The organism is Streptomyces sp. NPDC101118, assembly GCF_044759445.1.
Classification (GTDB): Bacteria; Actinomycetota; Actinomycetes; order Streptomycetales; family Streptomycetaceae; genus Streptomyces.
The window spans coordinates 283493-305042 of sequence record NZ_JBIVZG010000001.1; the positions used below are offsets into that span (position 1 = coordinate 283493).

The 21550-nt window shown below is 71.7% G+C and carries 21 protein-coding genes; 13 read left to right on the forward strand and 8 right to left on the reverse strand.

Going from position 1 to position 21550, the window contains the following annotated elements:
• The first annotated feature begins 26 nt into the window (after positions 1 to 26).
• From ACIQUQ_RS01270 to ACIQUQ_RS01300, 7 genes are all read left to right on the forward strand, one after another.
• Positions 27 to 569, forward strand: coding sequence for a F0F1 ATP synthase subunit B (locus ACIQUQ_RS01270; RefSeq protein ID WP_399948619.1), 543 nt, complete (start codon positions 27 to 29; stop codon positions 567 to 569).
• Entirely contained in the window at positions 566 to 1381 is an 816-nt protein-coding gene (locus tag ACIQUQ_RS01275) for a F0F1 ATP synthase subunit delta (RefSeq protein ID WP_403969780.1), read from the forward strand. Before ACIQUQ_RS01270 ends, ACIQUQ_RS01275 begins: the two co-directional genes overlap by 4 nt.
• Before the next feature lie 129 nt (positions 1382 to 1510).
• Positions 1511 to 3109, forward strand: coding sequence for a F0F1 ATP synthase subunit alpha (gene atpA, locus ACIQUQ_RS01280; protein ID WP_403969783.1), 1599 nt, complete (start codon positions 1511 to 1513; stop codon positions 3107 to 3109).
• 20 nt (positions 3110 to 3129) lie between these two features.
• Positions 3130 to 4047 carry a F0F1 ATP synthase subunit gamma gene (locus ACIQUQ_RS01285; RefSeq protein ID WP_399948625.1) on the forward strand — a complete coding sequence of 306 codons (918 nt, stop codon included), beginning with the start codon at positions 3130 to 3132 and terminating at the stop codon, positions 4045 to 4047.
• Positions 4047 to 5489, forward strand: coding sequence for a F0F1 ATP synthase subunit beta (gene atpD, locus ACIQUQ_RS01290; RefSeq protein ID WP_403969786.1), 1443 nt, complete (start codon positions 4047 to 4049; stop codon positions 5487 to 5489). The genes ACIQUQ_RS01285 and atpD overlap by 1 nt, the downstream gene beginning before the upstream one ends.
• Positions 5490 to 5618: 129 nt before the next feature.
• The gene (locus tag ACIQUQ_RS01295; RefSeq protein ID WP_399948629.1) at positions 5619 to 5993 is read left to right on the forward strand and encodes a F0F1 ATP synthase subunit epsilon; all 375 of its coding nucleotides are present in this window, start codon (positions 5619 to 5621) and stop codon (positions 5991 to 5993) included.
• A 135-nt stretch (positions 5994 to 6128) separates the two neighbouring features.
• Positions 6129 to 6575 (forward strand): DUF2550 domain-containing protein, encoded by a 447-nt coding sequence (locus tag ACIQUQ_RS01300; RefSeq protein ID WP_403969789.1) that lies wholly within the window; start codon positions 6129 to 6131, stop codon positions 6573 to 6575.
• Positions 6576 to 6662: 87 nt separating this feature from the next.
• On the opposite strand, the gene ACIQUQ_RS01305 is transcribed toward ACIQUQ_RS01300, so the two are convergent.
• From ACIQUQ_RS01305 to ACIQUQ_RS01315, 3 genes are all read right to left on the reverse strand, one after another.
• Entirely contained in the window at positions 6663 to 8471 is a 1809-nt protein-coding gene (locus tag ACIQUQ_RS01305) for a glycosyl hydrolase family 18 protein (protein WP_403970543.1), read from the reverse strand.
• Between the two features lie 199 nt (positions 8472 to 8670).
• Positions 8671 to 9324 (reverse strand): response regulator, encoded by a 654-nt coding sequence (locus ACIQUQ_RS01310; RefSeq protein ID WP_403969792.1) that lies wholly within the window; start codon positions 9322 to 9324, stop codon positions 8671 to 8673.
• Positions 9321 to 10529 carry a sensor histidine kinase gene (locus ACIQUQ_RS01315; protein ID WP_403969795.1) on the reverse strand — a complete coding sequence of 403 codons (1209 nt, stop codon included), beginning with the start codon at positions 10527 to 10529 and terminating at the stop codon, positions 9321 to 9323. The genes ACIQUQ_RS01310 and ACIQUQ_RS01315 overlap by 4 nt, the downstream gene beginning before the upstream one ends.
• 150 nt (positions 10530 to 10679) lie before the next feature.
• On the opposite strand from ACIQUQ_RS01315, the gene ACIQUQ_RS01320 reads away from it, so the two are divergent.
• Positions 10680 to 11321, forward strand: coding sequence for a hypothetical protein (locus ACIQUQ_RS01320; protein WP_403969798.1), 642 nt, complete (start codon positions 10680 to 10682; stop codon positions 11319 to 11321).
• A 30-nt stretch (positions 11322 to 11351) separates the two neighbouring features.
• Here the strand turns inward: ACIQUQ_RS01320 and ACIQUQ_RS01325 are convergent, their stop codons facing one another.
• Positions 11352 to 11924, reverse strand: coding sequence for a cob(I)yrinic acid a,c-diamide adenosyltransferase (locus tag ACIQUQ_RS01325; RefSeq protein WP_399948639.1), 573 nt, complete (start codon positions 11922 to 11924; stop codon positions 11352 to 11354).
• A gap of 213 nt (positions 11925 to 12137) precedes the next feature.
• Here ACIQUQ_RS01325 and ACIQUQ_RS01330 point away from each other — a divergent pair, with 213 nt between their 5' ends.
• From ACIQUQ_RS01330 to ACIQUQ_RS01340, 3 genes are all read left to right on the forward strand, one after another.
• Positions 12138 to 12986 carry a 3-hydroxyacyl-CoA dehydrogenase family protein gene (locus tag ACIQUQ_RS01330; protein WP_399948641.1) on the forward strand — a complete coding sequence of 283 codons (849 nt, stop codon included), beginning with the start codon at positions 12138 to 12140 and terminating at the stop codon, positions 12984 to 12986.
• A gap of 202 nt (positions 12987 to 13188) precedes the next feature.
• Positions 13189 to 13512 carry an STAS domain-containing protein gene (locus ACIQUQ_RS01335; protein WP_399948643.1) on the forward strand — a complete coding sequence of 108 codons (324 nt, stop codon included), beginning with the start codon at positions 13189 to 13191 and terminating at the stop codon, positions 13510 to 13512.
• A 285-nt stretch (positions 13513 to 13797) separates the two neighbouring features.
• Positions 13798 to 16302 (forward strand): ATP-binding protein, encoded by a 2505-nt coding sequence (locus ACIQUQ_RS01340; protein ID WP_403969800.1) that lies wholly within the window; start codon positions 13798 to 13800, stop codon positions 16300 to 16302.
• Between the two features lie 103 nt (positions 16303 to 16405).
• Here ACIQUQ_RS01340 and nucS read toward each other — a convergent pair whose 3' ends face one another.
• Complete coding sequence (gene nucS / locus ACIQUQ_RS01345) at positions 16406 to 17077, reverse strand: endonuclease NucS (protein ID WP_403969803.1); 672 nt, start codon at positions 17075 to 17077, stop codon at positions 16406 to 16408.
• A gap of 211 nt (positions 17078 to 17288) precedes the next feature.
• Between nucS and ACIQUQ_RS01350 the strand changes: the two genes are divergently transcribed.
• A complete protein-coding gene (locus tag ACIQUQ_RS01350) occupies positions 17289 to 17681 on the forward strand; it encodes an SCO5389 family protein (protein ID WP_114038192.1) in 393 nt (130 codons plus the stop codon).
• An 87-nt stretch (positions 17682 to 17768) separates the two neighbouring features.
• Here the strand turns inward: ACIQUQ_RS01350 and ACIQUQ_RS01355 are convergent, their stop codons facing one another.
• Positions 17769 to 18800: an LLM class flavin-dependent oxidoreductase gene (locus ACIQUQ_RS01355; RefSeq protein WP_403969806.1), complete on the reverse strand. Its 1032-nt coding sequence runs from the start codon at positions 18798 to 18800 to the stop codon at positions 17769 to 17771.
• 223 nt (positions 18801 to 19023) lie between these two features.
• Here ACIQUQ_RS01355 and ACIQUQ_RS01360 point away from each other — a divergent pair, with 223 nt between their 5' ends.
• Positions 19024 to 19350 (forward strand): ATP/GTP-binding protein, encoded by a 327-nt coding sequence (locus ACIQUQ_RS01360; RefSeq protein ID WP_403969809.1) that lies wholly within the window; start codon positions 19024 to 19026, stop codon positions 19348 to 19350.
• Between the two features lie 59 nt (positions 19351 to 19409).
• On the opposite strand, the gene ACIQUQ_RS01365 is transcribed toward ACIQUQ_RS01360, so the two are convergent.
• Together ACIQUQ_RS01365 and ACIQUQ_RS01370 are read right to left on the reverse strand one after the other, a co-directional pair.
• Entirely contained in the window at positions 19410 to 20228 is an 819-nt protein-coding gene (locus ACIQUQ_RS01365) for an ABC transporter permease (protein WP_403969812.1), read from the reverse strand.
• Positions 20225 to 21376: an ABC transporter ATP-binding protein gene (locus tag ACIQUQ_RS01370; protein ID WP_403969815.1), complete on the reverse strand. Its 1152-nt coding sequence runs from the start codon at positions 21374 to 21376 to the stop codon at positions 20225 to 20227. Before ACIQUQ_RS01370 ends, ACIQUQ_RS01365 begins: the two co-directional genes overlap by 4 nt.
• Positions 21377 to 21550: the final 174 nt, after the last annotated feature.

The window sequence follows — 21550 nt, forward strand, 5'->3', positions numbered from 1 at the left end:
AGTCCGATTCGACGAAAGGCACTGATGTGAACCTCCTGGTTCTCGCATCCGAGGGTAAGGAAAACCCCCTCATTCCGCCGTGGCCCGAGCTGGTCATCGGCCTGATCGCCTTCGTCATCGTCTTCGGTTTCCTCGCGAAGAAGCTCCTCCCGAACATCAACAAGGTTCTGGACGAGCGTCGCGCGGCCATCGAGGGCGGTATCGAGAAGGCTGAGGCCGCTCAGACCGAGGCCCAGAGCGTGCTGGAGCAGTACAAGGCCCAGCTCGCCGAGGCCCGTCACGAGGCCGCGCGCCTGCGCCAGGAAGCGCTCGAGCAGGGCACTGCGCTCAAGGAAGAGCTGCGCGCAGAGGGCCAGCGGCAGCGTGAGGAGATCATCGCTGCCGGTCACGCCCAGATCGAGGCCGACCGCCGCGCTGCGTCCCAGGCGCTGCGCCAGGACGTCGGCAAGCTGGCCACCGACCTGGCCGGCAAGCTCGTCGGTGAGTCCCTCGAGGACCACGCCCGGCAGAGCCGGACCATCGACCGCTTCCTCGACGAGCTCGAGGAGAAGGCCGAGGCCGCGCGATGAACGGAGCGAGCCGCGAGGCGCTGGCCGCCGCACGTGAGCGTCTCGACGCGCTGACGGACAACACGTCCGTCGACGCGGCGAAGCTCGCCGGTGAGCTGGCCGCCGTCACCGCTCTGCTCGACCGCGAGGTGTCGCTGCGTCGGGTCATCACCGACCCGGCGCAGGCCGGCGAGGCCAAGGCCGAGCTGGCCGGGCGCCTGCTGGGCGGCCAGGTGGGCGGCGAGACCGTCGACCTGGTGTCCGGCATGGTGCGCTCCCGCTGGTCGCAGTCGCGTGACCTGGTGGACGCGCTGGAGGAGCTGGCGGACACCGCCGACCTCACCGCCGCCCAGCAGGCTGACGCGCTCGACAACGTCGAGGACGAGCTGTTCCGGTTCGGCCGGATCGTCGCCTCGAACACCGAGCTGCGAGCCGCGCTGACCGACCGCACGGCCGCCGTCTCCGCCAAGGGCGAGCTGCTCCGCAGCCTGCTCGGCGGCAAGGCGAACGCCGCCACCGAGCGTCTGGTGACGCGTCTGGTGACGGCCCCGCGTGGACGTAGCCTGGAAGCGGGACTCGAGTCCCTCTCCAAGCTCGCCGCCGAGCGCCGTGACCGCATGGTCGCCACCGTGACCACCGCGGTTCCGCTCAGCGACGTGCAGAAGCAGCGCCTCGGTGCGGTCCTGGCCAAGCTGTACGGCCGCCAGATGCACCTGAACCTCGACGTGGACCCCGCGGTCCTCGGCGGGATCTCGGTGCGGGTCGGTGACGAGCTCATCGACGGCAGCATCGCGGAGCGCCTGGCAGAGGCGTCCCGCCGCATGGCCGGCTGACCAAGCCACCAACTCAAGAAGCATTTCCAGCGGCCCGGTTGGGCCGTGCAGAACTTGCAGAAGATTCCTGGGGGTCGCCCCCAGACCCCTAAGAAACTTCGGGCCCAACAAGGAGAGCAGGGAACCCAGATGGCGGAGCTCACGATCCGGCCGGAGGAGATCCGGGACGCGCTGGAGAACTTTGTCCAGTCGTACAAGCCGGACGCGGCCTCGCGCGAGGAGGTCGGAACGGTCAGCGTTGCCGGCGACGGCATCGCGAAGGTGGAGGGCCTGCCCTCCACCATGGCGAACGAGCTGCTGAAGTTCGAGGACGGCACCCTCGGTCTCGCCCTCAACCTCGAGGAGCGCGAGATCGGTGCGATCGTCCTCGGCGAGTTCAGCGGCATCGAGGAGGGCCAGCCGGTGCAGCGCACCGGAGAGGTCCTGTCCGTCGCCGTCGGCGAGGGCTACCTCGGCCGCGTTGTCGACCCGCTCGGCAACCCGATCGACGGTCTCGGCGAGATCGCGACCGAGGGCCGCCGCGCCCTCGAGCTGCAGGCCCCGGGCGTCATGGTCCGTAAGTCGGTGCACGAGCCCATGCAGACCGGCTACAAGGCCGTCGACGCCATGGTGCCGATCGGCCGCGGCCAGCGTCAGCTGATCATTGGTGACCGTCAGACCGGCAAGACCGCTCTGGCCGTCGACACGATCATCAACCAGCGCGACAACTGGCGCTCCGGCGACGTGAACAAGCAGGTCCGCTGCATCTACGTCGCCATCGGCCAGAAGGGCTCCACCATCGCGTCCGTGCGCGGCGCCCTGGAGGAGGCCGGCGCGCTCGAGTACACGACGATCGTCGCCGCCCCGGCGTCCGACCCGGCCGGCTTCAAGTACCTGGCGCCCTACACCGGCTCCGCCATCGGCCAGCACTGGATGTACCAGGGCAAGCACGTCCTGATCATCTTCGACGACCTGTCGAAGCAGGCCGACGCCTACCGCGCCGTGTCGCTGCTGCTGCGCCGCCCGCCGGGCCGTGAGGCCTACCCGGGTGACGTCTTCTACCTGCACTCGCGTCTGCTGGAGCGCTGCGCCAAGCTCTCCGACGACATGGGTGCCGGCTCGATGACCGGTCTGCCGATCGTCGAGACCAAGGCCAACGACGTCTCGGCGTTCATCCCGACCAACGTCATCTCCATCACCGACGGCCAGTGCTTCCTGGAGTCCGACCTGTTCAACGCCGGTCAGCGCCCGGCCCTGAACGTCGGTATCTCGGTCTCCCGCGTCGGTGGTTCGGCCCAGCACAAGGCCATGAAGCAGGTCTCCGGCCGTCTTCGTGTCGACCTGGCCCAGTACCGCGAGCTCGAGGCGTTCGCCGCCTTCGGTTCCGACCTGGACGCCGCGTCGAAGTCCTCGCTGGAGCGCGGCAAGCGCATGGTCGAGCTGCTGAAGCAGGGCCAGTACCAGCCGATGCCCGTCGAGGAGCAGGTCGTCTCCGTCTGGGCCGGCACCACCGGCAAGATGGACGACGTCCCGGTCGCCGACATCCGTCGCTTCGAGTCCGAGCTGCTGGAGCACCTGCGCCGCGAGCGCAAGGACCTCCTCACCTCGATCCGCGAGGGCGGCAAGATGTCCGACGACACCCTGCAGTCCGTGGCCGACGCCATCGCCGGCTTCAAGAAGCAGTTCGAGACCTCGGACGGCAAGCTCCTGGGCGAGGACGCTCCGGCGGCCGTCAACGTCTCGAAGTGACGACGGAAGGGACCTGACTCATGGGAGCTCAGCTCCGGGTCTACAAGCGTCGCATCCGATCCGTCACCGCGACCAAGAAGATCACCAAGGCGATGGAGATGATCGCCGCCTCGCGCATCGTCAAGGCGCAGCGCCAGGTGGCCGCCTCCACGCCGTACGCGACCGAGCTCACCCGCGCGGTGACCGCGGTGGCGACCGGCTCCAACACCAAGCACCCGCTGACCACCGAGGCTGACGCCCCGGCCCGCGCCGCGATCCTGCTCGTCACGAGCGACCGCGGTCTGGCCGGCGGTTACTCCTCCAACGCCATCAAGGCGGCGGAGCGTCTCACCGAGCGGCTGCGTGGCGAGGGCAAGGAGGTCGACACCTACATCGTCGGCCGCAAGGGTGTGTCCTACTACGGCTTCCGCGAGCGCAAGGTCGCGGACAGCTGGACCGGGTTCACCGACAGCCCCGCCTACGCGAACGCCAAGGCGGTCGCGGCGCCCCTGATCGAGGCCGTCTCCAAGGAGACGTCCGAGGGGGGGGTCGACGAGCTGCACATCGTCTACACGGAGTTCGTGTCGATGATGACGCAGAACCCGGTGGACGACCGGATGCTGCCGCTCAGCCTCGACAAGGCTGTGGAGGAGGCGGGGACGAAGGGCGAGATCCTTCCCCTGTTCGACTTCGAGCCGTCGGCGGAGGACGTCCTCGACGCCCTGCTGCCGCGCTACGTCGAGAGCCGCATCTACAACGCGCTGCTGCAGGCCGCTGCTTCCGAGCACGCCGCCCGCCGCCGCGCGATGAAGTCGGCGACCGACAATGCCGGTGAGCTCATCAAGAGCCTCTCCCGGCTTGCCAACGCGGCCCGCCAGGCCGAAATCACCCAGGAAATCAGCGAGATCGTCGGTGGCGCCAGCGCCCTGGCCGACGCGACCGCGGGGAGTGACAAGTAATGACGACCTCTGTTGAGACGGCCGCCGCCACGGGCCGCGTCGCCCGGGTCATCGGCCCGGTCGTCGACGTGGAGTTCCCCGTCGACGCGATGCCCGACATCTACAACGCGCTGACCGTGCAGGTCGCCGACCCGGCCGAGGACGGCGCGCTGAAGACGCTGACCCTCGAGGTCGCGCAGCACCTCGGTGACGGCATGGTCCGCACCATCTCCATGCAGCCCACCGACGGTCTGGTCCGCCAGGCCCCGGTGACCGACACGGGCACGGGCATCACCGTCCCGGTCGGCGACTTCACCAAGGGCAAGGTCTTCAACACCCTGGGTGAGGTGCTCAACTACCCGGAGGCCAACTCCGAGGTGACCGAGCGCTGGGCGATCCACCGCAAGGCCCCGAACTTCGACGAGCTCGAGTCCAAGACCGAGATGTTCGAGACGGGCGTCAAGGTCATCGACCTCCTCACCCCGTACGTCAAGGGTGGAAAGATCGGTCTGTTCGGTGGTGCCGGTGTCGGCAAGACCGTTCTGATCCAGGAGATGATCTACCGCGTCGCCAACAACCACGACGGTGTGTCGGTGTTCGCGGGCGTCGGTGAGCGTACCCGTGAGGGCAACGACCTCATCGAGGAGATGACGGACTCCGGCGTCATCGACAAGACCGCGCTGGTCTTCGGCCAGATGGACGAGCCCCCGGGCACCCGTCTGCGCGTCGCCCTGGCCGGTCTGACCATGGCGGAGTACTTCCGCGATGTTCAGAAGCAGGACGTGCTCTTCTTCATCGACAACATCTTCCGTTACACCCAGGCCGGTTCGGAGGTGTCGACCCTTCTGGGCCGCATGCCGTCCGCCGTGGGTTACCAGCCGAACCTGGCTGACGAGATGGGTCTGCTGCAGGAGCGCATCACCTCGACGCGTGGCCACTCGATCACCTCGATGCAGGCGATCTACGTCCCCGCGGACGACCTGACCGACCCGGCGCCGGCCACCACCTTCGCCCACCTCGACGCGACGACGGTTCTCTCCCGTCCGATCTCCGAGAAGGGCATCTACCCGGCCGTGGACCCGCTGGACTCCACGTCCCGGATCCTGGACCCGCGCTACATCGCGCAGGACCACTACAACGCCGCGATGCGCGTCAAGGGAATCCTGCAGAAGTACAAGGACCTCCAGGACATCATCGCGATCCTCGGTATCGACGAGCTGGGCGAGGAGGACAAGCTCGTTGTCCACCGTGCCCGTCGCGTCGAGCGCTTCCTGTCGCAGAACACGCACGTCGCCAAGCAGTTCACCGGCGTCGACGGTTCGGACGTCCCGCTCGACGAGTCGATCGCCGCGTTCAACCAGATCTGCGACGGTGAGTACGACCACTTCCCCGAGCAGGCGTTCTTCATGTGCGGTGGCCTCGAGGACCTGAAGGCCAACGCCAAGGAGCTGGGCGTCTCCTGAAGCCGGGCTCTTCACTGAGCACAGCTGCTTGACGGAGGGGGACGGGCGCGTCCCGTCCCCCTCCCCACGCCCATTAGAATTTGACCCAACACCCGGCCGACCCGCCGGGTGGAGACCCGAGGAGCCACCTTGGCTGCTGAGCTGCACGTCGAGCTGGTCGCCGCGGACCGCAGTGTCTGGTCCGGCGAGGCCACTCTCGTTGTCGCGCGCACCACGTCCGGCGACATCGGCGTCATGCCCGGTCACCAGCCGCTGCTCGGTGTGCTGGAGTCGGGCCCGGTGACCATCCGTACCAGCGAGGGTGGAACCGTCGTCGCCGCGGTGCACGGCGGATTCATCTCCTTCGCGGACAACAAGCTCTCCCTGCTCGCCGAGATCGCCGAGCTCGCGGACGAGATCGATGTCCAGCGTGCGGAGCGGGCACTGGAGCGCGCCAAGACGGAGGCCGACGCGGCCGCCGAGCGGCGTGCCGATGTCCGGCTGCGCGCGGTCGCGGGACACTGAGTCCCGCGCCGACAGAGCTTTACCCCTCAGCCGCGGCCCGACCGGAATTTTCCGGAGCGGGTCGCGGCTGAGGCGATGCAGGTGCGTTGTGCTGTATTCGTTGCTTCACGTGGATGAGCGAGGAGGTCGGTGAACATGCTCCTCGCTCTGCTTGTGAGCGGCCTGGTAGTCGCCCTGGTGGTGATCGGGCTCTTCGTCTTCGGCCTGCGCCGCCGCCTCATCCAGCGTTCCGGCGGCACCTTCGACTGCAGCCTGCGCTGGGACGTGCCCGAAGGGGGCGACGCGTCCGGCAAGGGCTGGGTGTACGGCGTCGCCCGCTACAGCGGTGACCGCGTGGAGTGGTTCCGCGTCTTCTCGTACTCGCCCAGGCCGCGCCGGCTGCTGGAGCGGGCCTCCATCGAGGTGCTGGCCCGCCGCGCCCCCGAGGGCGAGGAGGAGCTGGCGCTGCTGTCCGACGCCGTCGTGCTCGGCTGTCTCCACCAGAAGACGCGCCTTGAGCTGGCGATGAGCGAGGACGCGCTGACGGGCTTCCTGGCCTGGCTGGAGGCCGCACCGCCCGGGCAGCGGGTGAACGTGGCCTGAGGCCGCTCCCACGACGTGGAGAAGCCGGGGAGAGGAGGGCGGACCCCTCTCCCCGGCTTCCGTCTGTCCGGGACCCCGTGCGTGGGGTTACTGGAGCCCGGTGTGGATCGCGTTGGCGAGCTCGCCGTTGGCGGTGTCGCCGCTGAACTCCCAGAAGAAGGCGCCCTTGAGGCCCTGCTGCTTGGCCCAGGTCATCTTCCCGGCGATGGTGGACGGGGTGTCGTAGCTCCACCAGTTGCTGCCGCACTTGGCGTAGGCGGTGCCGGCCACCGTGCCGGTGACCGGGCAGCTGCCCTTGAGGACCTTGTAGTCCTCGATGCCCTGCTCGTACGTGCCGGGGGCCGGGCCGGTGGCCGTGCCGCCCGGGGCGGCCTGGGTGACGCCGGTCCAGCCGCGGCCGTAGAAGCCGATGCCGAGGTTGAGCTTGGAGCCGGGGACGCCCTTGCCCTTGAGCTTGGTGATCGCGGCCTCGGAGTTGAAGCCCTCCTGGGGGATGCCGGCGTACGCGGTGAGCGGGGAGTGCGGCGCGGTCGGGCCCTGGGCGGCCCAGGCGCCGAAGAAGTCGTACGTCATCACGTTGTAGAAGTCGACGTACTGGGCGGCGCCCGCGTAGTCGGCCTTGTCGATCTTGCCGCCGTTGGACGCGTCGGCGGTGATGGCGGCGGTGACGAGGTTGTTCGAGCCGAACCTGGCCCGTACGGCCTGCATCAGGTTCTTGAACGCGGCGGGACCCGAGGTGTCGCAGGACAGGCCGCAGGCGTTCGGGTACTCCCAGTCCAGGTCGATGCCGTCGAAGACGTCCGCCCAGCGGGGGTCCTCGACCAGGGCGTAGCAGGAGTCCGCGAAGGCCGCGGGGCTCGCGGCGGCCTGGCCGAAGCCGCCGGACCAGGTCCAGCCGCCGAAGGACCACAGGACCTTGATGTTCGGGTACTGCTTCTTCAGCTTGCGGAGCTGGTTGAAGCTGCCGCGCAGGGGCTGGTCCCAGGTGTCGGCGACGCCGTCGACGCTCTGGTCGGCGGTGTAGGCCTTCTCGTAGTCGGCGTACGAGTCACCGACGGTGCACCGGCCGCCCTGGACGTTGCCGAAGGCGAAGTTGATGTGCGTGATCTTGGCCGCCGTACCGGAGGTGACCAGGTTCTTCACGTGGTAGTTGCGCTGGTAGACGCCCCAGTCGGTGAAGTAGCCCAGCTTGACCTTGCCGCCGGGGTCGGGCGGGATCGTGCCGCCGGGGGTGGTGACGGACAGCTCGCCGGAGGAGGGGCCGGTCTGGTCGGCGGTGTCGCGCGCGGTGACGCTGTAGGTGTACGTGGTGCCCTTGGTCAGGCCGGTGTCGGGGTGGCTCGTCCCGGTGACCGTCGCGATCTTCGACCCGTTGCGGTAGACGTCGTAGTTCTTGACGCCCTTGTCGTCCGTGGCCGCGCCCCAGGAGAGGGTGAGGGAGGTCTCCTGGACGTTGCTCGCGGTGGGGGCGCCGGGGGCCGAGGGCGGGGTGTCGCCGGGCTGGCTGCCGTCACAGGAGGCGCCGTTGACCTTGCAGCCGCTCGGGGCGCCGCTGCCGGTGCCGTTGAAGCCGAAGCTGACGCTGGCGCCGGGGGAGAGGGTGCCGTTCCAGCCGACGTTCTTGCCGGTCCAGTGGTTGCCGGAGCTGGTGACGGTGGCGTCCCAGGCGGAGGTGACGCGGGTGCCCGTGGGGTAGTCCCACTCCACGGTCCAGCTGGTGATGGTGGTGGTGCCGGTGTTCTTGACCGTCCACTTGCCCTCGAAGCCGGTGCCCCAGTCCGAGACCTTCTGGTACGTCGCGGTCGCCGAGGTGGCGGCCTGCGCGGGGGAGGCGAGGCCGACGAGGCCGGCGAGGGGGAGGGCGAACGCGGCGACCGTGGCCGCGATTCTCGACATCAGGCGCTTGCGTGGGGGTGCTGTGCTCAAGGGTGCTCCTCCGTAGGTCCGTCGGGGCCGGGGCACGGCATCGACATGGGGGTGGGACCTGCGCCGCCCGTGAGCACGCTTTGTCATGGCACGCTCACCACAGTTGCGGCGAGCGTAGAAAGGTCTGGACCAAGCGTCAAGAGGTCCAGACCTTCCTGCGAGCGGTGTTCTAGAGGCCCCGCTCCTGGGCCAGCACGGCCGCCTGCACCCGGCTCCGCAGCCCGAGCTTCCCGAGCAGTCGGCTGACGTGCGTCTTCACCGTGGCCTCCGCCATGTCCAGGCGTACGGCGATCTCCGCGTTGGACAGCCCCTCGCCGAGGCAGCCCAGCACCTCGCGCTCCCGGCGGGTGAGCGTGTCCAGGCCGGCCGGCTCGGGGCCGGTCACACTGCGTACGGGCTGGGCCGGCGAGGCGAACTCCGCGATGAGGCGGCGGGTGACGGCCGGCGAGATCAGCCCCTCGCCGCGCGCGACGGTGCGCACCGCCTCGATCAGCTCGGCCGCTTCCGCGTTCTTGAGCAGGAAGCCCGCGGCGCCCGCGCGCAGGGCCCCGAACACGTACTCGTCGAGGTCGAAGGTGGTCAGCACGAGGACGTCGGCCAGGCCCTCGGACACGACCTGGCGGGTGGCCGACACCCCGTCCAGCTTCGGCATCTGGACGTCCATGAGGACCAGGTCGGGCCGCAGCTCACGGGCCAGCCGCACCGCCTCCTCCCCGTCGGCGGCCTCGCCGGCCACCTCGATGTCGCCCGCGCTGCGCAGGATCAGCACCAGCCCCGCGCGCACGGCGGACTGGTCCTCCGCCACCAGGACCCGGATCGTCATGCCCGTACCGCCTTCTCGTCGGCGGGCAGCAGCGCCCGCACCCGCCATCGGGGGCCCTCCCGGCCCGCCGTCCCGTCCGTCTCCGCGCCCGCCGAGAACTCCCCGCCGAGCAGGGCGACCCGCTCCCGCATGCCGACCAGACCCGCTCCCGAGCCCGGTGCTCTCGGACCGGAGCGCTGCTCACCGTACGGACTGTCGATCTCGACCGTGAGCACCCCTCCGTCCAGTGACAGGCGCACGCGCACCCGGCCCGGCGCGGCGTGCTTCACCGCATTGGTCAGGGACTCCTGGACGATCCGGTAAGCGGCCAGCCCGACCGGGGCGGGCAGCCGCGGCCCCGCCCCCGGCCGCACGTCCTCCAGTACGACCTCCAGCCCGCTCGCCGCGCCGTTCACCCGCGCCTGCTCGACCAGCGTCCCCAGGCCGTCCAGCGTGGGTGCCGCCACCGGGGCCGCTTCCCCCGTGGTCGCCCGCAGCAGCCCGATCAGCCGCCGCATCTCGGCCAGCCCCTGCACGCTGTTCTCCCGGATCACGGTCAGCGCCTCGCGGCTGGTGTCCGCCGAACCGATCGACAGGGCGGCGGTGGAGTGGATCGCGATGGCCGACAGGTGGTTGGCCACCATGTCGTGCAGCTCCCTGGCCATCCGGGCGCGCTCGGCCGTGACGGCCTGCACCCGGTCCATCTCCGCCAGCAGTGCCGTCTGCTCGGCCCGCAGCCGGGCCGTCTCGGCGGCCTCGCGGTGGTTGCGCACCGCGGCTCCGGTGACCGCCGGGCCGAAGCAGACGATGCCGACCAGCACGCCCGCCATCAGTGCCTCTGCGTCCCGCCACCAGAGCACGGCGGCCACGGTCGCCGCGATCGTGAGCGCTCCGGTGACGAACGGCAGCCGCCGGGCCATCGCCGGCTTGCCGTACACCACGGCCGCGTACATCAGGTCGGTGAACATCACGATGGTGACCAGGCTGCCGACCGTGAACTCGTTCGCGACGACGGCCACCGTGCCGGCGATCAGCGCCGGCCGCGGCGCGGTCCGCCGCAGCAGTTCCAGGCCGGCGGTCACGACGAGGGGGACCAGCACCGCCCACTCGGGCAGCAGGTCGCGGCGCGCGTTGACGTGCAGGTCCAGGCCGTAGAGGCCGAGGCCGCACAGCAGTCCGGCGACGGCGATCACGACGTCGTGGCGGTGGGGGCGCGGGATTCTCACCCCGCCATCCAACAGGGTCGGGGGCCGGGCGTCCTCGGCGCCATGGCGGAGACCGAGTACATCGAAGGATGCAGTCGGGATTCACCTGCTGCGATGACGATCCGGGCCGGAACGTGCCGCAGATTGGAAGGGAGTTGAGAGGGGACAACCGTGATCGTCACGCTGATCGTCGTCTGCGAGGTCGCGTTCTGGCTGCTGCTGGCCGGCGGGCTCGCCCTGCGCTACCTCGCGAAGATGCCGAGGGCCGGGGCCGCCGTACTGCTGTGTGAGCCGGTGCTGGAACTGGTGCTGCTGGTGGCCACCGCCGTCGACCTGAAGAACGGCGCCGAGCCCGACTGGAGGCACGGGCTGGCGGCCGTCTACATCGGCTACACGGTCGGCCTGGGCCGCGCCACCATCCGCTGGGTCGACGCCCACGTCGCCCACCGCTTCGCCGGCGGCCCGAAGCCGCCGAAGCCCCCGGCCGGCGCCCGCGAGCGCGCCGTGCACGAGTGGCGGACGGCCGGCCGCTGGATCCTCGCCGCGGGCGTCGCCATCGCCCTGCTCCAGGCCGCCGTCTGGTACGTCGGCGGGGACGCGGCGACCGGGACGCTGCGCATGTGGCAGCAGAAGATGCTCTGGGTGATCGGCATCAACCTGGTGATCGCCCTGTCGTACACGCTCTTCCCCAAGAAGCCGGCGGAGCCGCGGTCGGTGGCGGCCGACGGGTCTGCGGCCGATCTGGGGCGGGACGACGCGGTGCGGGACGACGCGGTGCAGGCCGACGCGGCCGGGCCCCGGGCGCGGCACTGAGCCCGCGCCCGCCCCGGCCGGACCGGGTGCCTAGCGCTCGCCGCCCGGCACCCACAGCACGTCGCCGACCTCCTTGTTGGCCGTCCTGGCCAGGATGAAGAGCAGGTCGGACAGCCGGTTCAGGTAGGTGGCGGTGAGCGGGTTCATCGTCTCGCCGTGCACCTCCATCGCGGCCCAGGTGGACCGCTCGGCGCGGCGGACCACCGTGCAGGCCTGGTGCAGCAGGGCGGCGCCGGGGGTGCCGCCGGGGAGGATGAAGCTGCGCAGCTTCTCCAGCTCCTCGTTGAAGCGGTCGCAGTCCGCCTCCAGCTTGTCGACGTAGAACTGCTCGACCCGCAGCGGCGGGTACTCCGGATCCGGCACGACCGGGGTGGCGAGGTCGGCGCCGACGTCGAAGAGGTCGTTCTGGACGCGGACCAGGACGCCGACCACCTCCTCGGGCAGCTGCCCCAGGGCGATCGCGGTGCCGATGACGGCGTTCGCCTCGTTGGCGTCCGCGTACGCCGAGATCCTCAGGTCCGTCTTGGCGGTGCGGCTCATGTCGCCGAGGGCGGTGGTGCCCTTGTCGCCGGTACGGGTGTAGATGCGCGTCAGATTCACCATGCGGCCAGCGTAGACGCGCCCGGACCGCGCGGGACGGCCGACGGGCCCCAACTGCGGGGCCTCCGGCGCGCGCTGGGGCATCCCGGTGTGATGTCCGTCATTTGAGACGTGACGCGTATTACTTCCGGGTCACACGGCCCCTCACGGGCGCTAATCTCCGCCGGAGAGCAGTTGTGGAACGCGTGCCTGCGTCAAGAGAACAAGGGGTGTGCAGTGGCTGGGAAGCTCGCCGTCATCGGTGCCGGACTCATGGGTTCCGGTATCGCGCAGGTGTCCGCTCAGGCGGGCTGGGACGTCGTACTGCGCGACGTCACCGACGCGGCCCTGACCCGTGGCACCGACGGCATCAAGGCCTCGTACGACAAGTTCGTCTCGAAGGGCAAGCTGTCCGCGGAGGACGCGGAGGCGGCCCTCGGCCGCATCACCACGACCACCGACCTCGGCGACGTGGCCGACGCCGACATCGTCGTCGAGGCCGTCTTCGAGAAGCTCGAGGTCAAGCACGAGATCTTCCGGAGCCTCGACGAGATCGTGCGCGAGGACACCGTCCTCGCCTCCAACACCTCCGCCATCCCGATCACCAAGATCGCCGCGGTGACGAAGCGCCCCGAGCGCGTCGTCGGCGCCCACTTCTTCTCGCCCGTCCCGATGATGCAGCTCTGCGAGCTGGTCCGCGGCTACAAGACGAGCGACGAGACCCTGGCCGCGACCCGCGCGTTCGCCGAGTCGGTCGGCAAGACCTGCATCGTCGTCAACCGCGACGTGGCCGGTTTCGTGACGACCCGTCTGATCTCCGCGCTCGTCGTCGAGGCGGCGAAGCTGTACGAATCGGGCGTGGCGTCCGCCGAGGACATCGACATCGCCTGCAAGCTGGGATTCGGGCACGCGATGGGACCGCTGGCGACCGCCGACCTGACGGGCGTCGACATCCTGCTGCACGCCACCAGCAACATCTACACCGAGTGCCAGGACGAGAAGTTCGCGCCGCCGGAGCTCATGCGCCGCATGGTCGACGCGGGCGACATCGGCCGCAAGAGCGGACAGGGCTTCTACAAGCACTGAGCGGTCCGCGGACCCGCGGCCGGCGTCCGCCGCACCGGGCACGACCGGCGCACGCCGGTCCGTTCGACCGACCGGACTCACCCCTGAGGGTGAATTCGGTATCGGTTCGCTCACGGTCGGCAACTTCACCCCGCCTGAGGCAGTCAGTAGCGGTGAGAGTTGCCGACCATACGCACGCACGCAGTTCTGCCGGGGAGCACACATGCACATCAGGGGCGACCACACCGAACTCGCAGTCGGCGGCCGCCTCGACGTGCGCAGCGCGGCGGACGCCCGCACCGCCCTGCACAGCGCGCTCGACGACGGCGCCGGCGACCTCGTCCTCGACCTCACCGGGCTGGACTCCTGGGACGCCACCGGACTCGGCGTGATCATGGGTGCCCACCGGCGGGCCGGCCGCACCGGCCGGCGGCTCGTCCTGCGCGGGGTGCCGCCGCAGATGCAGCGGCTGCTCGTCGCGACCCGGCTGCACCGGATCCTGGCCATCGAGGGCGGCCTCGCCGCCGAGTCGCTGCCGCGGGTCTGACGCCCCCCGGCCGCCCGCCACCCGTCACCTGCGCCACTGCGGCCCCACCGGCGCCCGCCCCCGCCGTTCACCCGCCCCCCGTGGTCCGTGCCCCGTGTTGAGGCCGGAACGTGATGAACCGGTGGGGAAAGCACCCCGGCTGTTCCTGGATACTGGCCCAACGTCTAGGGTTTCGGCCGTCGGCCACCGTCAATCCGCGGGGCGGACGCCGGACCAGAAGCTACAGCGAAGTGCGCGAAGGCCGGGAGGGACGACGGCGCACGCCGCGATCGGGGGGTCAGGCCAATGGACCGGATACACGGCGGACCGGAGGAGACCGGCGACGCCGCCCAGGACACGGGCGCGGACGCCACCGGCGCGGTGCGCCACTCGCTGGTCAAGGGATCCACCAAGTCGGGCCCGGCCCGCATCACCCGGCTGGTCACCGGCGACTTCCTGCTCACCGTCAACCCCGTCGACGGCAGCGAGATAGAGGCCCGCCGACCCGACGCCGAGGCCCCGGCCCGCAGGAAGCGGGACGCCAGGTCCCGCGCCGCGATACGCACGGCGGCCCAGCCGCCCGCCCCCTCGGGTCCGCCCGCCCCCATCCTGCCGCTCCTGGAGCGCGAGGAAGAGCGCGACCGCCTCGTCCGGCTGCTCAGCCGCGGTCGCTCCGTACGCCTCACCGGCCCCGCCGGCTCCGGCCGGTCCGCCCTCCTCGACGCCGTCGCCGACGCCTGCGCCGACCTCGCCCCCGACGGCGTGGTCCGCCTCTCCGGCCACCGCCAGAGCCCCACCGACCTGCTGTACGCGCTGCACGCCGCGGTGTACGACACCGCCGGCCACCGGCCCGACCGCACCGAACTCCTCGCCCGGGTCCGCGAGATCGGCGCCGTCGTCCTCCTCGACGACCTGGAGTTCGGCGGCACCGCGCTCGACGAGCTGCTCGGCGCCACCCCCGAGTGCGCCTTCCTGCTCGCCGCAGTCCCCGACGCCCCCGCCCCGGCCGAGGAGTCCCACCTCGAAGAGGTCACCCTCGGCGGACTCGGCCGCACCGCCTGCGCCATGCTGCTCGCCGCAGCCGTCGGACGCAGCCTCAGCGACGAGGAGACCGCCTGGGCCGGCGACCTCTGGTTCGCCTCCGAGGGCCTGCCCCTGCGCTTCGTCCAGGCCGGCGCCCTGCTGCGCCAGCGGGACGAGCTGAGCGGCGCCGCCGCACCCGCCCCCGAGGACACCGAGGAGTCCGACGAGGAGCCCGGGGTCTTCGAGGAGCGGACCCGGAAGATCGCGCTGCCCGGCCTGGCCGAGAGCGCCGCCCCCGCCGAACTGCTGGCCTCCCGCCTCGGCGAGTCCGCCCGCGCAGCCCTCCGTTTCGCGGTGGCCCTCGGCGGCGAGATGCCCCACCAGGCCCACCTCCCGGCCCTCGTCGGCGACACCCACGCCGACACCGCCGTCGGGGAGCTGCTCGCCTGCGGCCTGCTCAGCGTCACCGGAGCCCGCTACCGGCTGGCCCCCGGCGTCCAGCGCCAGCTGGAGGAGGCCGGTTACGCGGACGAGGCCGCCACGTACGCCCTGACGGCCGCCCAGCACTACGCCTGGTGGACCGGGCACCCCTCGGTCAGCCCCGAGCGCGCCGCCGCCGAGGCGGACGCCGTGCTGGCCGCCCTGGCCGCGCTGGTGTCCTCCGGGGCGCGGGACGGCCAGCAGAGCGCCGCCGTGCTGCTCGCCCGTACCGCCGCCCCCGCCTTCGCCGGCGGGATGCACTGGAGCGCCTGGGAGCGGGTGCTGCGGGCCGGCCAGGAGGCCGCCCGGATCGCCGGGGAGGTCGCCGAGGAGGCGTACTTCCACCACGAGCTCGGCATCCTCGCGCTCTGCCGCGGCCACCTCGACCGGGCCCGCGCCGAGCTGGAGGCCTCGATCGGGCTGCGCGGCGCCCTCGCCGACAAGCGGGGCACCGTGGCCGGCCGCCGTTCCCTGGCGCTGGTCGCCGACCGCGACGGCGGGCCCGTCTCGCCGCCGCTGGTCCTGGAGGCCCCGGCACCCACGGCCGCCGCCACCCCCGCCTCGGAGGCGCTCACCCAGGTGCTCCGCCCGACGGCGGACCCGGAACCCGAGCCGGACGTGGTCAAGTCCGCCTTCCCGACCCTCGCCCCGCCCCGCGGCGACGTCGCGGCGACCCCGCCGGTGCCGCTGGCCACGGTGAGCCCGTCGGGCGCCCCCGCCCCGCACCAGGCCCGGCGCCCGGCCGTCCGGGACGCCCGGCGCGCCGTACTGACCGGCGCCCGGCGCAACGTCGTGGCCGCCGCGGCCGGCGCCGTGCTCGTCGCCGTGCTCGGCACGGTCGTCACCCTCGGCCTGACCTCGAACACCGAGGACGACCCTGCGAAGCGGACGCGCACGGAGCAGTCGATCACCGGCGACGACGCCGAGCCCGGCGGCCCCACCGAGGGAGGGGACCCGGACGCGTCCGCGGACCCCCAGGACCCCGGAACCACCCCCGGGGCGCGCACCCCCGGGACCACCGGGGAGCCCACGCCCGGCCGCACCCGCAGCACGGACCCCACGGTCTCGCCGTCGGCCCCCGCGCCCACCGCCACCCGCAAGCCGACCGCCTCGCGCCCGCCGGCCTCCTCGCCGGCACCCACCGGGCCCACCCGCTCGCCGGGCCCGACGGGCGAGCCCGAGCCGACCAAGACCGTGCCGACCGGACCCACGGCCACCGCGCCCACCGGCACCACGCCCACGGGCGGGGCCACCAACGGCACGAACAACGCGAGTTCCACCGGCACCACCCCCGAGGACGTGGGATAGATCACGCGGGACATCCGGACACACCGGACCGGTCCCGGACATGACGGAGGGGCTGGAGAAATCCAGCCCCTCCGTCATGCCCGGCCCGGATGTCCCGGCCGGCTCAGAACAGCCGCAGCTTGTCGTCCTCGATGCCGCGCATCGCGTCGTAGTCCAGCACCACGCACTCCATGCCGCGGTCCGTCGCGAGCACGCGGGCCTGGGGCTTGATCTCCTGGGCGGCGAACACGCCCTTCACCGGCGCCAGGTGCGGGTCGCGGTTGAGCAGCTCCAGGTAGCGGGTCAGCTGCTCGACGCCGTCGATCTCACCGCGCCGCTTGATCTCCACCGCCACGGTGGCGCCGTCGGCGTCCCGGCACAGGATGTCCACGGGCCCGATCGCGGTCATGTACTCGCGGCGGATCAGGCTGTAGCCCTCGCCGAGCGTCTCGATCCGGTCGGCGAGCAGCTCCTGGAGGTGGGCCTCCACGCCGTCCTTGATGAGACCGGGGTCGACGCCGAGCTCGTGCGAGGAGTCGTGCAGGACTTCTTCCATGGTGATGATGAGCTTCTCGCCCGCCTTGTTGACGACGGTCCAGACGCCCGCCTCATCACCGCTCCCCTCCTTGAGGGTGCACGGAGGAGACATCCAGTTGAGGGGTTTGTACGCCCGGTCGTCCGCGTGGATCGAGACACTGCCGTCGGCCTTCACGAGGATCAGACGGGGTGCGGAGGGCAGGTGGGCGGTGAGCCGGCCCGCGTAGTCGACGGAGCAGCGGGCGATGACGAGACGCATGGTCCGCAACGCTACTCGACCGGGGCGCCCGTACGCGATTCGCCCCCGAAAGCCCCCTTCGTTAGTGGCTCGTTGTATGCGCATTCTCCTGGTGCGCTACCCAGTGGGCGCCTAACGTGTTAGCGGGAGGTTGCGGAACGTGCACGCTGCGTCGCGGCCTCCTTCCCTGCCCGTAAGACCTCGGTCACCCGGGGTCGCGAGAGGAGAACCCATGTCGCTCGACGTCTCACCGGCCCTACTGGAACAGGCCGAGCGAGGCGAGGTCGACGAAGCCGCTTTCGTCGACTGCGTCCGGACCTCCCTGCCCTACGCATGGGAGATGATCAGCTCTCTGGTGGCCCAGCTGAAGGTGGACGGCGGGGAGTTCGCCGACAACCAGACGCCGCCGCCGGACGAGCAGGCGCGTGGCCAGCTGCTCCGCGCTCTCGCGAGCGACGCGATACGGGGTGCGCTCCAGCGGCACTTCGGCGTCCGCCTCGCGTTCCAGAACTGCCACCGAGTGGCGGTCTTCCCGCTCGACTCCTCGTCCGATGAGCGCCTGGCCCGCTTCACCTCCATCAGGGGGCAGCTGCTCAACCAGTCGCCGGAGCTGCGGGACTGCTAGTGCTCCGCTGCCGCTCCGTATCGCGGGAGGTGCAACTGATACCGGAGCGGCAGCCCCACGCGTCGTCCACGGCGCACGCGCGCACGGTCACCCGAGGTGGGGCAGGACCTCGGCACCGAGCCTGCGGACGTTCTCCTCGGTCGCCGCGAGATCCCCGGAGCCCTCGACGAGCAGCGCGAAACGCCTGATGCCCGTGCGCTCGGCCGTCGCCGCCAGCCGGTCCGCGGCCAGCCTGGGAGTTCCCACCGGGTGCAGGGAGCACAGCAGCTCCGTGTACGCGACGGGGTCCCGCATGGTCCGCGTCCGCCCGTCCACCGTCACATGGGCGTCCAGCCCCTGCTTCAGCCAGCCGGGCATCGCCTTCACCAGCGTCTCGGCCGCGTCCTCCGTACGGTCCGCCAGCTGCACCACCCCGGCCGACACGTGGCCGGCCGCCGCCACCGCGTCCGGGTCGTGCCCGGCGTCCAGGGCCGTGCGCCGCCACAGCTCCACCATCGCGGCCTTGTCCTCGTCCCCGCAGTGCATGCCCAGCAGCATCGGCAGCCCCCGCTCCGCGGCCAGCCGCACCGAGTCGGGCGAGGTGCACGCCACGATCACCTCCGGCCCGCCGGGATCGCCCTCCAGGGTCTCCGCCGGCCGCGGTACGACGGCCACCTCGCGGAAGGCGTACCGCTCCCCGGCGGCTCCGACCCGCGGTTCCCGCAGCCAGCGCCGCAGCAGGTCGAGTGCCTCCGGGAAGCCCTGTTCGTACGCCTCCAGACCGGAGCCGAACACCTCCAGGTCCACCCAGGGGCCGCCCCTGCCCACGCCGAGCGAGAACCGCCCGCCCGAGGTCAGGTGCAGCAGGGCGGCCTGTTCCCCGAGGGCCACCGGGTGGGTGCTCGGCAGCACGCTCACCGCCGTCCCCACCCTGATCCGCCGGGTGCGCCCCAGCAGCACGGCCGCCAGGGTCACTGCCGACGGGCAGACCCCGTACGGCACGAAGTGGTGCTCGGCGAGCCAGACGGCATCGAGCCCCGCCTCCTCCGACACCTCGGCGGTCCGCACCGCCCGGTGCAGTGCCTCCCCCTGCCCCTGGCCCGGGAACTGGGCCGCCAGTACAAACGCTCCAACACGCATCGCCCTCTGCCTCCTTGCGGCTGACGCGGCTTCCCCCATGGCAACAACGTCTGACACGTGCCAAAGGCACGGGCAGGGACAGAAGTTATTGAGATTGTCGGGGAATCACTCCCGTGGAAGCCGGGTTCGCCGCCGGTCCCTGTCCGCAACCATGCGGGTACCCTCAGGCGCGGCGCGTAGGCTGGGGGAAAGTCCCTTCCGCCCGCCGCTTCGTGAGGTATACGTGTCACCGCGCCACAACCGCCCCAGGGGCGGCGAGAGTCCGGCCGAGCGCCCCAGCGCCGGGTACGACCGCTACGGCCTGGAGCGCACGGAGGAATGGCAGGGCGAGGAGTGGCGGGTCCGCCACGTCTCGGGCGCGAGCGCGCAGGGCAAGCGGTACCGCTGCCCCGGCTGCGACCAGGAGATCCCGTCCGGCGTCCCGCACGTGGTCGCCTGGCCCGACTACGGCGGCGTGGACGACCGGCGCCACTGGCACAAGGCCTGCTGGAACGCGAAGGACCGCCGCACCTCGCGGGTGCAGCGGTCCCGTAACGCTCCCCGGCACTGAGCCGGGCGGGCCCCCGGAGCCGGCAGCGCCGGGGCACCGCCTCAGGTGCCGGTCCGGCCTCAGACGTCCCGGCTGCGGACCGTACGGTACGAGGCGACCACCGCGGCCGCGGTCACGACCGCCAGCACCAGCAGCTGCCACGGACCCGAGGCGCTCAACTCGTCGGCCGGCAGGCCGTACAGCGTGGAGATGGCGACCGGCGCGCTGTACCCGATCAGCCAGCGCCCGAGGCCCGTGGTGGTCTCCCAGTACAGCAGGACGGTCGGCATGATCGTGGGGATGGTGACCACGCCCAGCATCGCCGTGACGGCGCCCACCGAGTGCCGCAGCAGCGCTCCGGCCGCCAGCGCCAGGATGCCGAGCAGCGTGACGTACAGGCTGCCGCCGAGCAGCCCCCGCGCGGAGACGCCGAGCGAGTGCGGCCCCGCCCCCGGGCCGCCGTGCAGCACCATCGTCAGCAGGGTCACCAGCGTCACGGAGCCGAAGGTCACGGTGAACGCCAGCGCCGAGAAGACCAGGTACTTCGCGGTGAGCACGCGGTACCGCTCGGGAGCGGCGGTGAAGGTGGTGCGGATCAGCCCGGTGCCGTGCTCCGAGGCCACCATCAGGACGCCCAGCGTGATCACGCCGACCTGGCCGAGCATGATCCCGAACAGCGACGGCAGCGTGAACGGGTTCATCGAGTAGTCGGTGTCGTCCGTGTTCGCCGCCATCAGCAGGCCGATGCCGACCGTCACGCCGACCGTGGCGATCAGCGACCAGACCGTCGAGCGGACCGTCTTGACCTTGGTCCACTCCGACTGGAGCGCGTGGACCAGCGTCGGCCGGACGATCGGGATGTCGGAGACGTACCCCTGCCGGGCCTGGATCCCGCTCATCGCGCCTCCTCCGTCTTCTGTGGCTGCGGGCCTGACCGGGGGCCGGACTCCCGGCCCTGCGCGGACCCCGTCGCGAGGTCCCCGGGCTGGGCCGGCATCAGGAAGGGCGCGCCTCCCGCGTCCGGCGGCGGGGGAGCGTACCAGCCCTCGGAGGGGATCCGCTCCGGCTCCGCCTCCGCCCACGGGTCCGCGGGGTGCGGGTCAGGGGTGCGCAGCTCCGCCTTGGGGTCGTCGGAGGAGGTGAACTCCACCGAGCTCTGGGTCATCCGCATGTACGCCTCCTCCAGCGAGGCCCGGTGCGGCGAGAGCTCCCACAGGCGTACGCCGGCCTCGTGCGCCAGGTCGCTGATCCGGGGCAGCGGCAGACCGGTGACGCGCAGGGCGCCGTCCGGCTCGTGCAGGACGCGGGCGCCGGCGCGGGAGAGCGTCGCGGCGAGGGTGTCGTCGGCGCCGGGCTCGGTGTCGGCCGTGCGGACCCGGGCGAATCCGGACGAGTTGTGCGAGATGAAGTCCTGGACGCCCATGTCCGCCAGCAGCCGGCCCCGGCCGATCACGATCAGGTGGTCGGCGGTCAGTGCCATCTCGCTCATCAGGTGCGAGGAGACGAAGACCGTACGCCCCTCCGCGGCCAGCTGTTTCATGAGATTGCGCACCCAGAGAATGCCCTCGGGGTCGAGGCCGTTGACCGGCTCGTCGAAGAGCAGCACCTGGGGGTCGCCGAGCAGGGCGGCGGCGATGCCGAGCCGCTGGCCCATGCCCAGCGAGAAGCCCTTCGTGCGCTGCTCGGCCACGTCCTGGAGGCCGACCACGCCGAGCACCTCGTCGACGCGGCGCTCGGGGATGCCGGAGAGCTGGGCGAGGGCGAGCAGGTGGTTCCGGGCGCGGCGGCCGCCGTGCAGTGCCTTGGCGTCGAGGAGGGCGCCGACGATCCGCTGGGCGTTGGGCAGCGCGCCGTACGGCAGGCCGTTGATCGTCACGCGGCCCGCGGTGGGGCGGTCCAGGCCGACGATCATGCGCATGGTGGTGGACTTGCCGGAGCCGTTGGGGCCCAGGAACCCGGTCACGGCACCGGGCCTGACCTGGAAGGAGAGCTCGTCGACGGCGGTCTTGGCGCCGTAGCGCTTGGTCAGTCCGACTGCCTCGATCATGCTCTCTCGCCCTCGTCCGCCGGGACGGCTCTCGCCCGCCGCAGGAAGTAAGAGGATATCGGCGCCTTGACGGTTCCCGGGGCCCCCGGTGCTCCGGAGGCCCCGGTTCAGGGACGAATCAGGGACAACCCCTAGGCCGGGTCCCGTGTCACGCCTGGCCGCCGGCCCCCGGGA

What these genes read in the sequence shown, in the direction of transcription:
- ACIQUQ_RS01350 (WP_114038192.1), top strand. Translation starts at nt 17,289, where the DNA reads ATGTCGCTCGACGTCTCACCGGCCCTACTGGAACAGGCCGAGCGAGGC.
- atpD (WP_403969786.1), top strand. Translation starts at nt 4,047, where the DNA reads ATGACGACCTCTGTTGAGACGGCCGCCGCCACGGGCCGCGTCGCCCGG.
- ACIQUQ_RS01305 (WP_403970543.1), bottom strand. Translation starts at nt 8,471, where the DNA reads ATGTCGAGAATCGCGGCCACGGTCGCCGCGTTCGCCCTCCCCCTCGCC.
- ACIQUQ_RS01325 (WP_399948639.1), bottom strand. Translation starts at nt 11,924, where the DNA reads ATGGTGAATCTGACGCGCATCTACACCCGTACCGGCGACAAGGGCACC.
- ACIQUQ_RS01365 (WP_403969812.1), bottom strand. Translation starts at nt 20,228, where the DNA reads ATGAGCGGGATCCAGGCCCGGCAGGGGTACGTCTCCGACATCCCGATC.
- ACIQUQ_RS01285 (WP_399948625.1), top strand. Translation starts at nt 3,130, where the DNA reads ATGGGAGCTCAGCTCCGGGTCTACAAGCGTCGCATCCGATCCGTCACC.
- ACIQUQ_RS01310 (WP_403969792.1), bottom strand. Translation starts at nt 9,324, where the DNA reads ATGACGATCCGGGTCCTGGTGGCGGAGGACCAGTCCGCCGTGCGCGCG.
- ACIQUQ_RS01300 (WP_403969789.1), top strand. Translation starts at nt 6,129, where the DNA reads ATGCTCCTCGCTCTGCTTGTGAGCGGCCTGGTAGTCGCCCTGGTGGTG.
- ACIQUQ_RS01340 (WP_403969800.1), top strand. Translation starts at nt 13,798, where the DNA reads ATGGACCGGATACACGGCGGACCGGAGGAGACCGGCGACGCCGCCCAG.
- nucS (WP_403969803.1), bottom strand. Translation starts at nt 17,077, where the DNA reads ATGCGTCTCGTCATCGCCCGCTGCTCCGTCGACTACGCGGGCCGGCTC.
- ACIQUQ_RS01355 (WP_403969806.1), bottom strand. Translation starts at nt 18,800, where the DNA reads ATGCGTGTTGGAGCGTTTGTACTGGCGGCCCAGTTCCCGGGCCAGGGG.
- ACIQUQ_RS01370 (WP_403969815.1), bottom strand. Translation starts at nt 21,376, where the DNA reads ATGATCGAGGCAGTCGGACTGACCAAGCGCTACGGCGCCAAGACCGCC.
- ACIQUQ_RS01275 (WP_403969780.1), top strand. Translation starts at nt 566, where the DNA reads ATGAACGGAGCGAGCCGCGAGGCGCTGGCCGCCGCACGTGAGCGTCTC.
- ACIQUQ_RS01335 (WP_399948643.1), top strand. Translation starts at nt 13,189, where the DNA reads ATGCACATCAGGGGCGACCACACCGAACTCGCAGTCGGCGGCCGCCTC.
- atpA (WP_403969783.1), top strand. Translation starts at nt 1,511, where the DNA reads ATGGCGGAGCTCACGATCCGGCCGGAGGAGATCCGGGACGCGCTGGAG.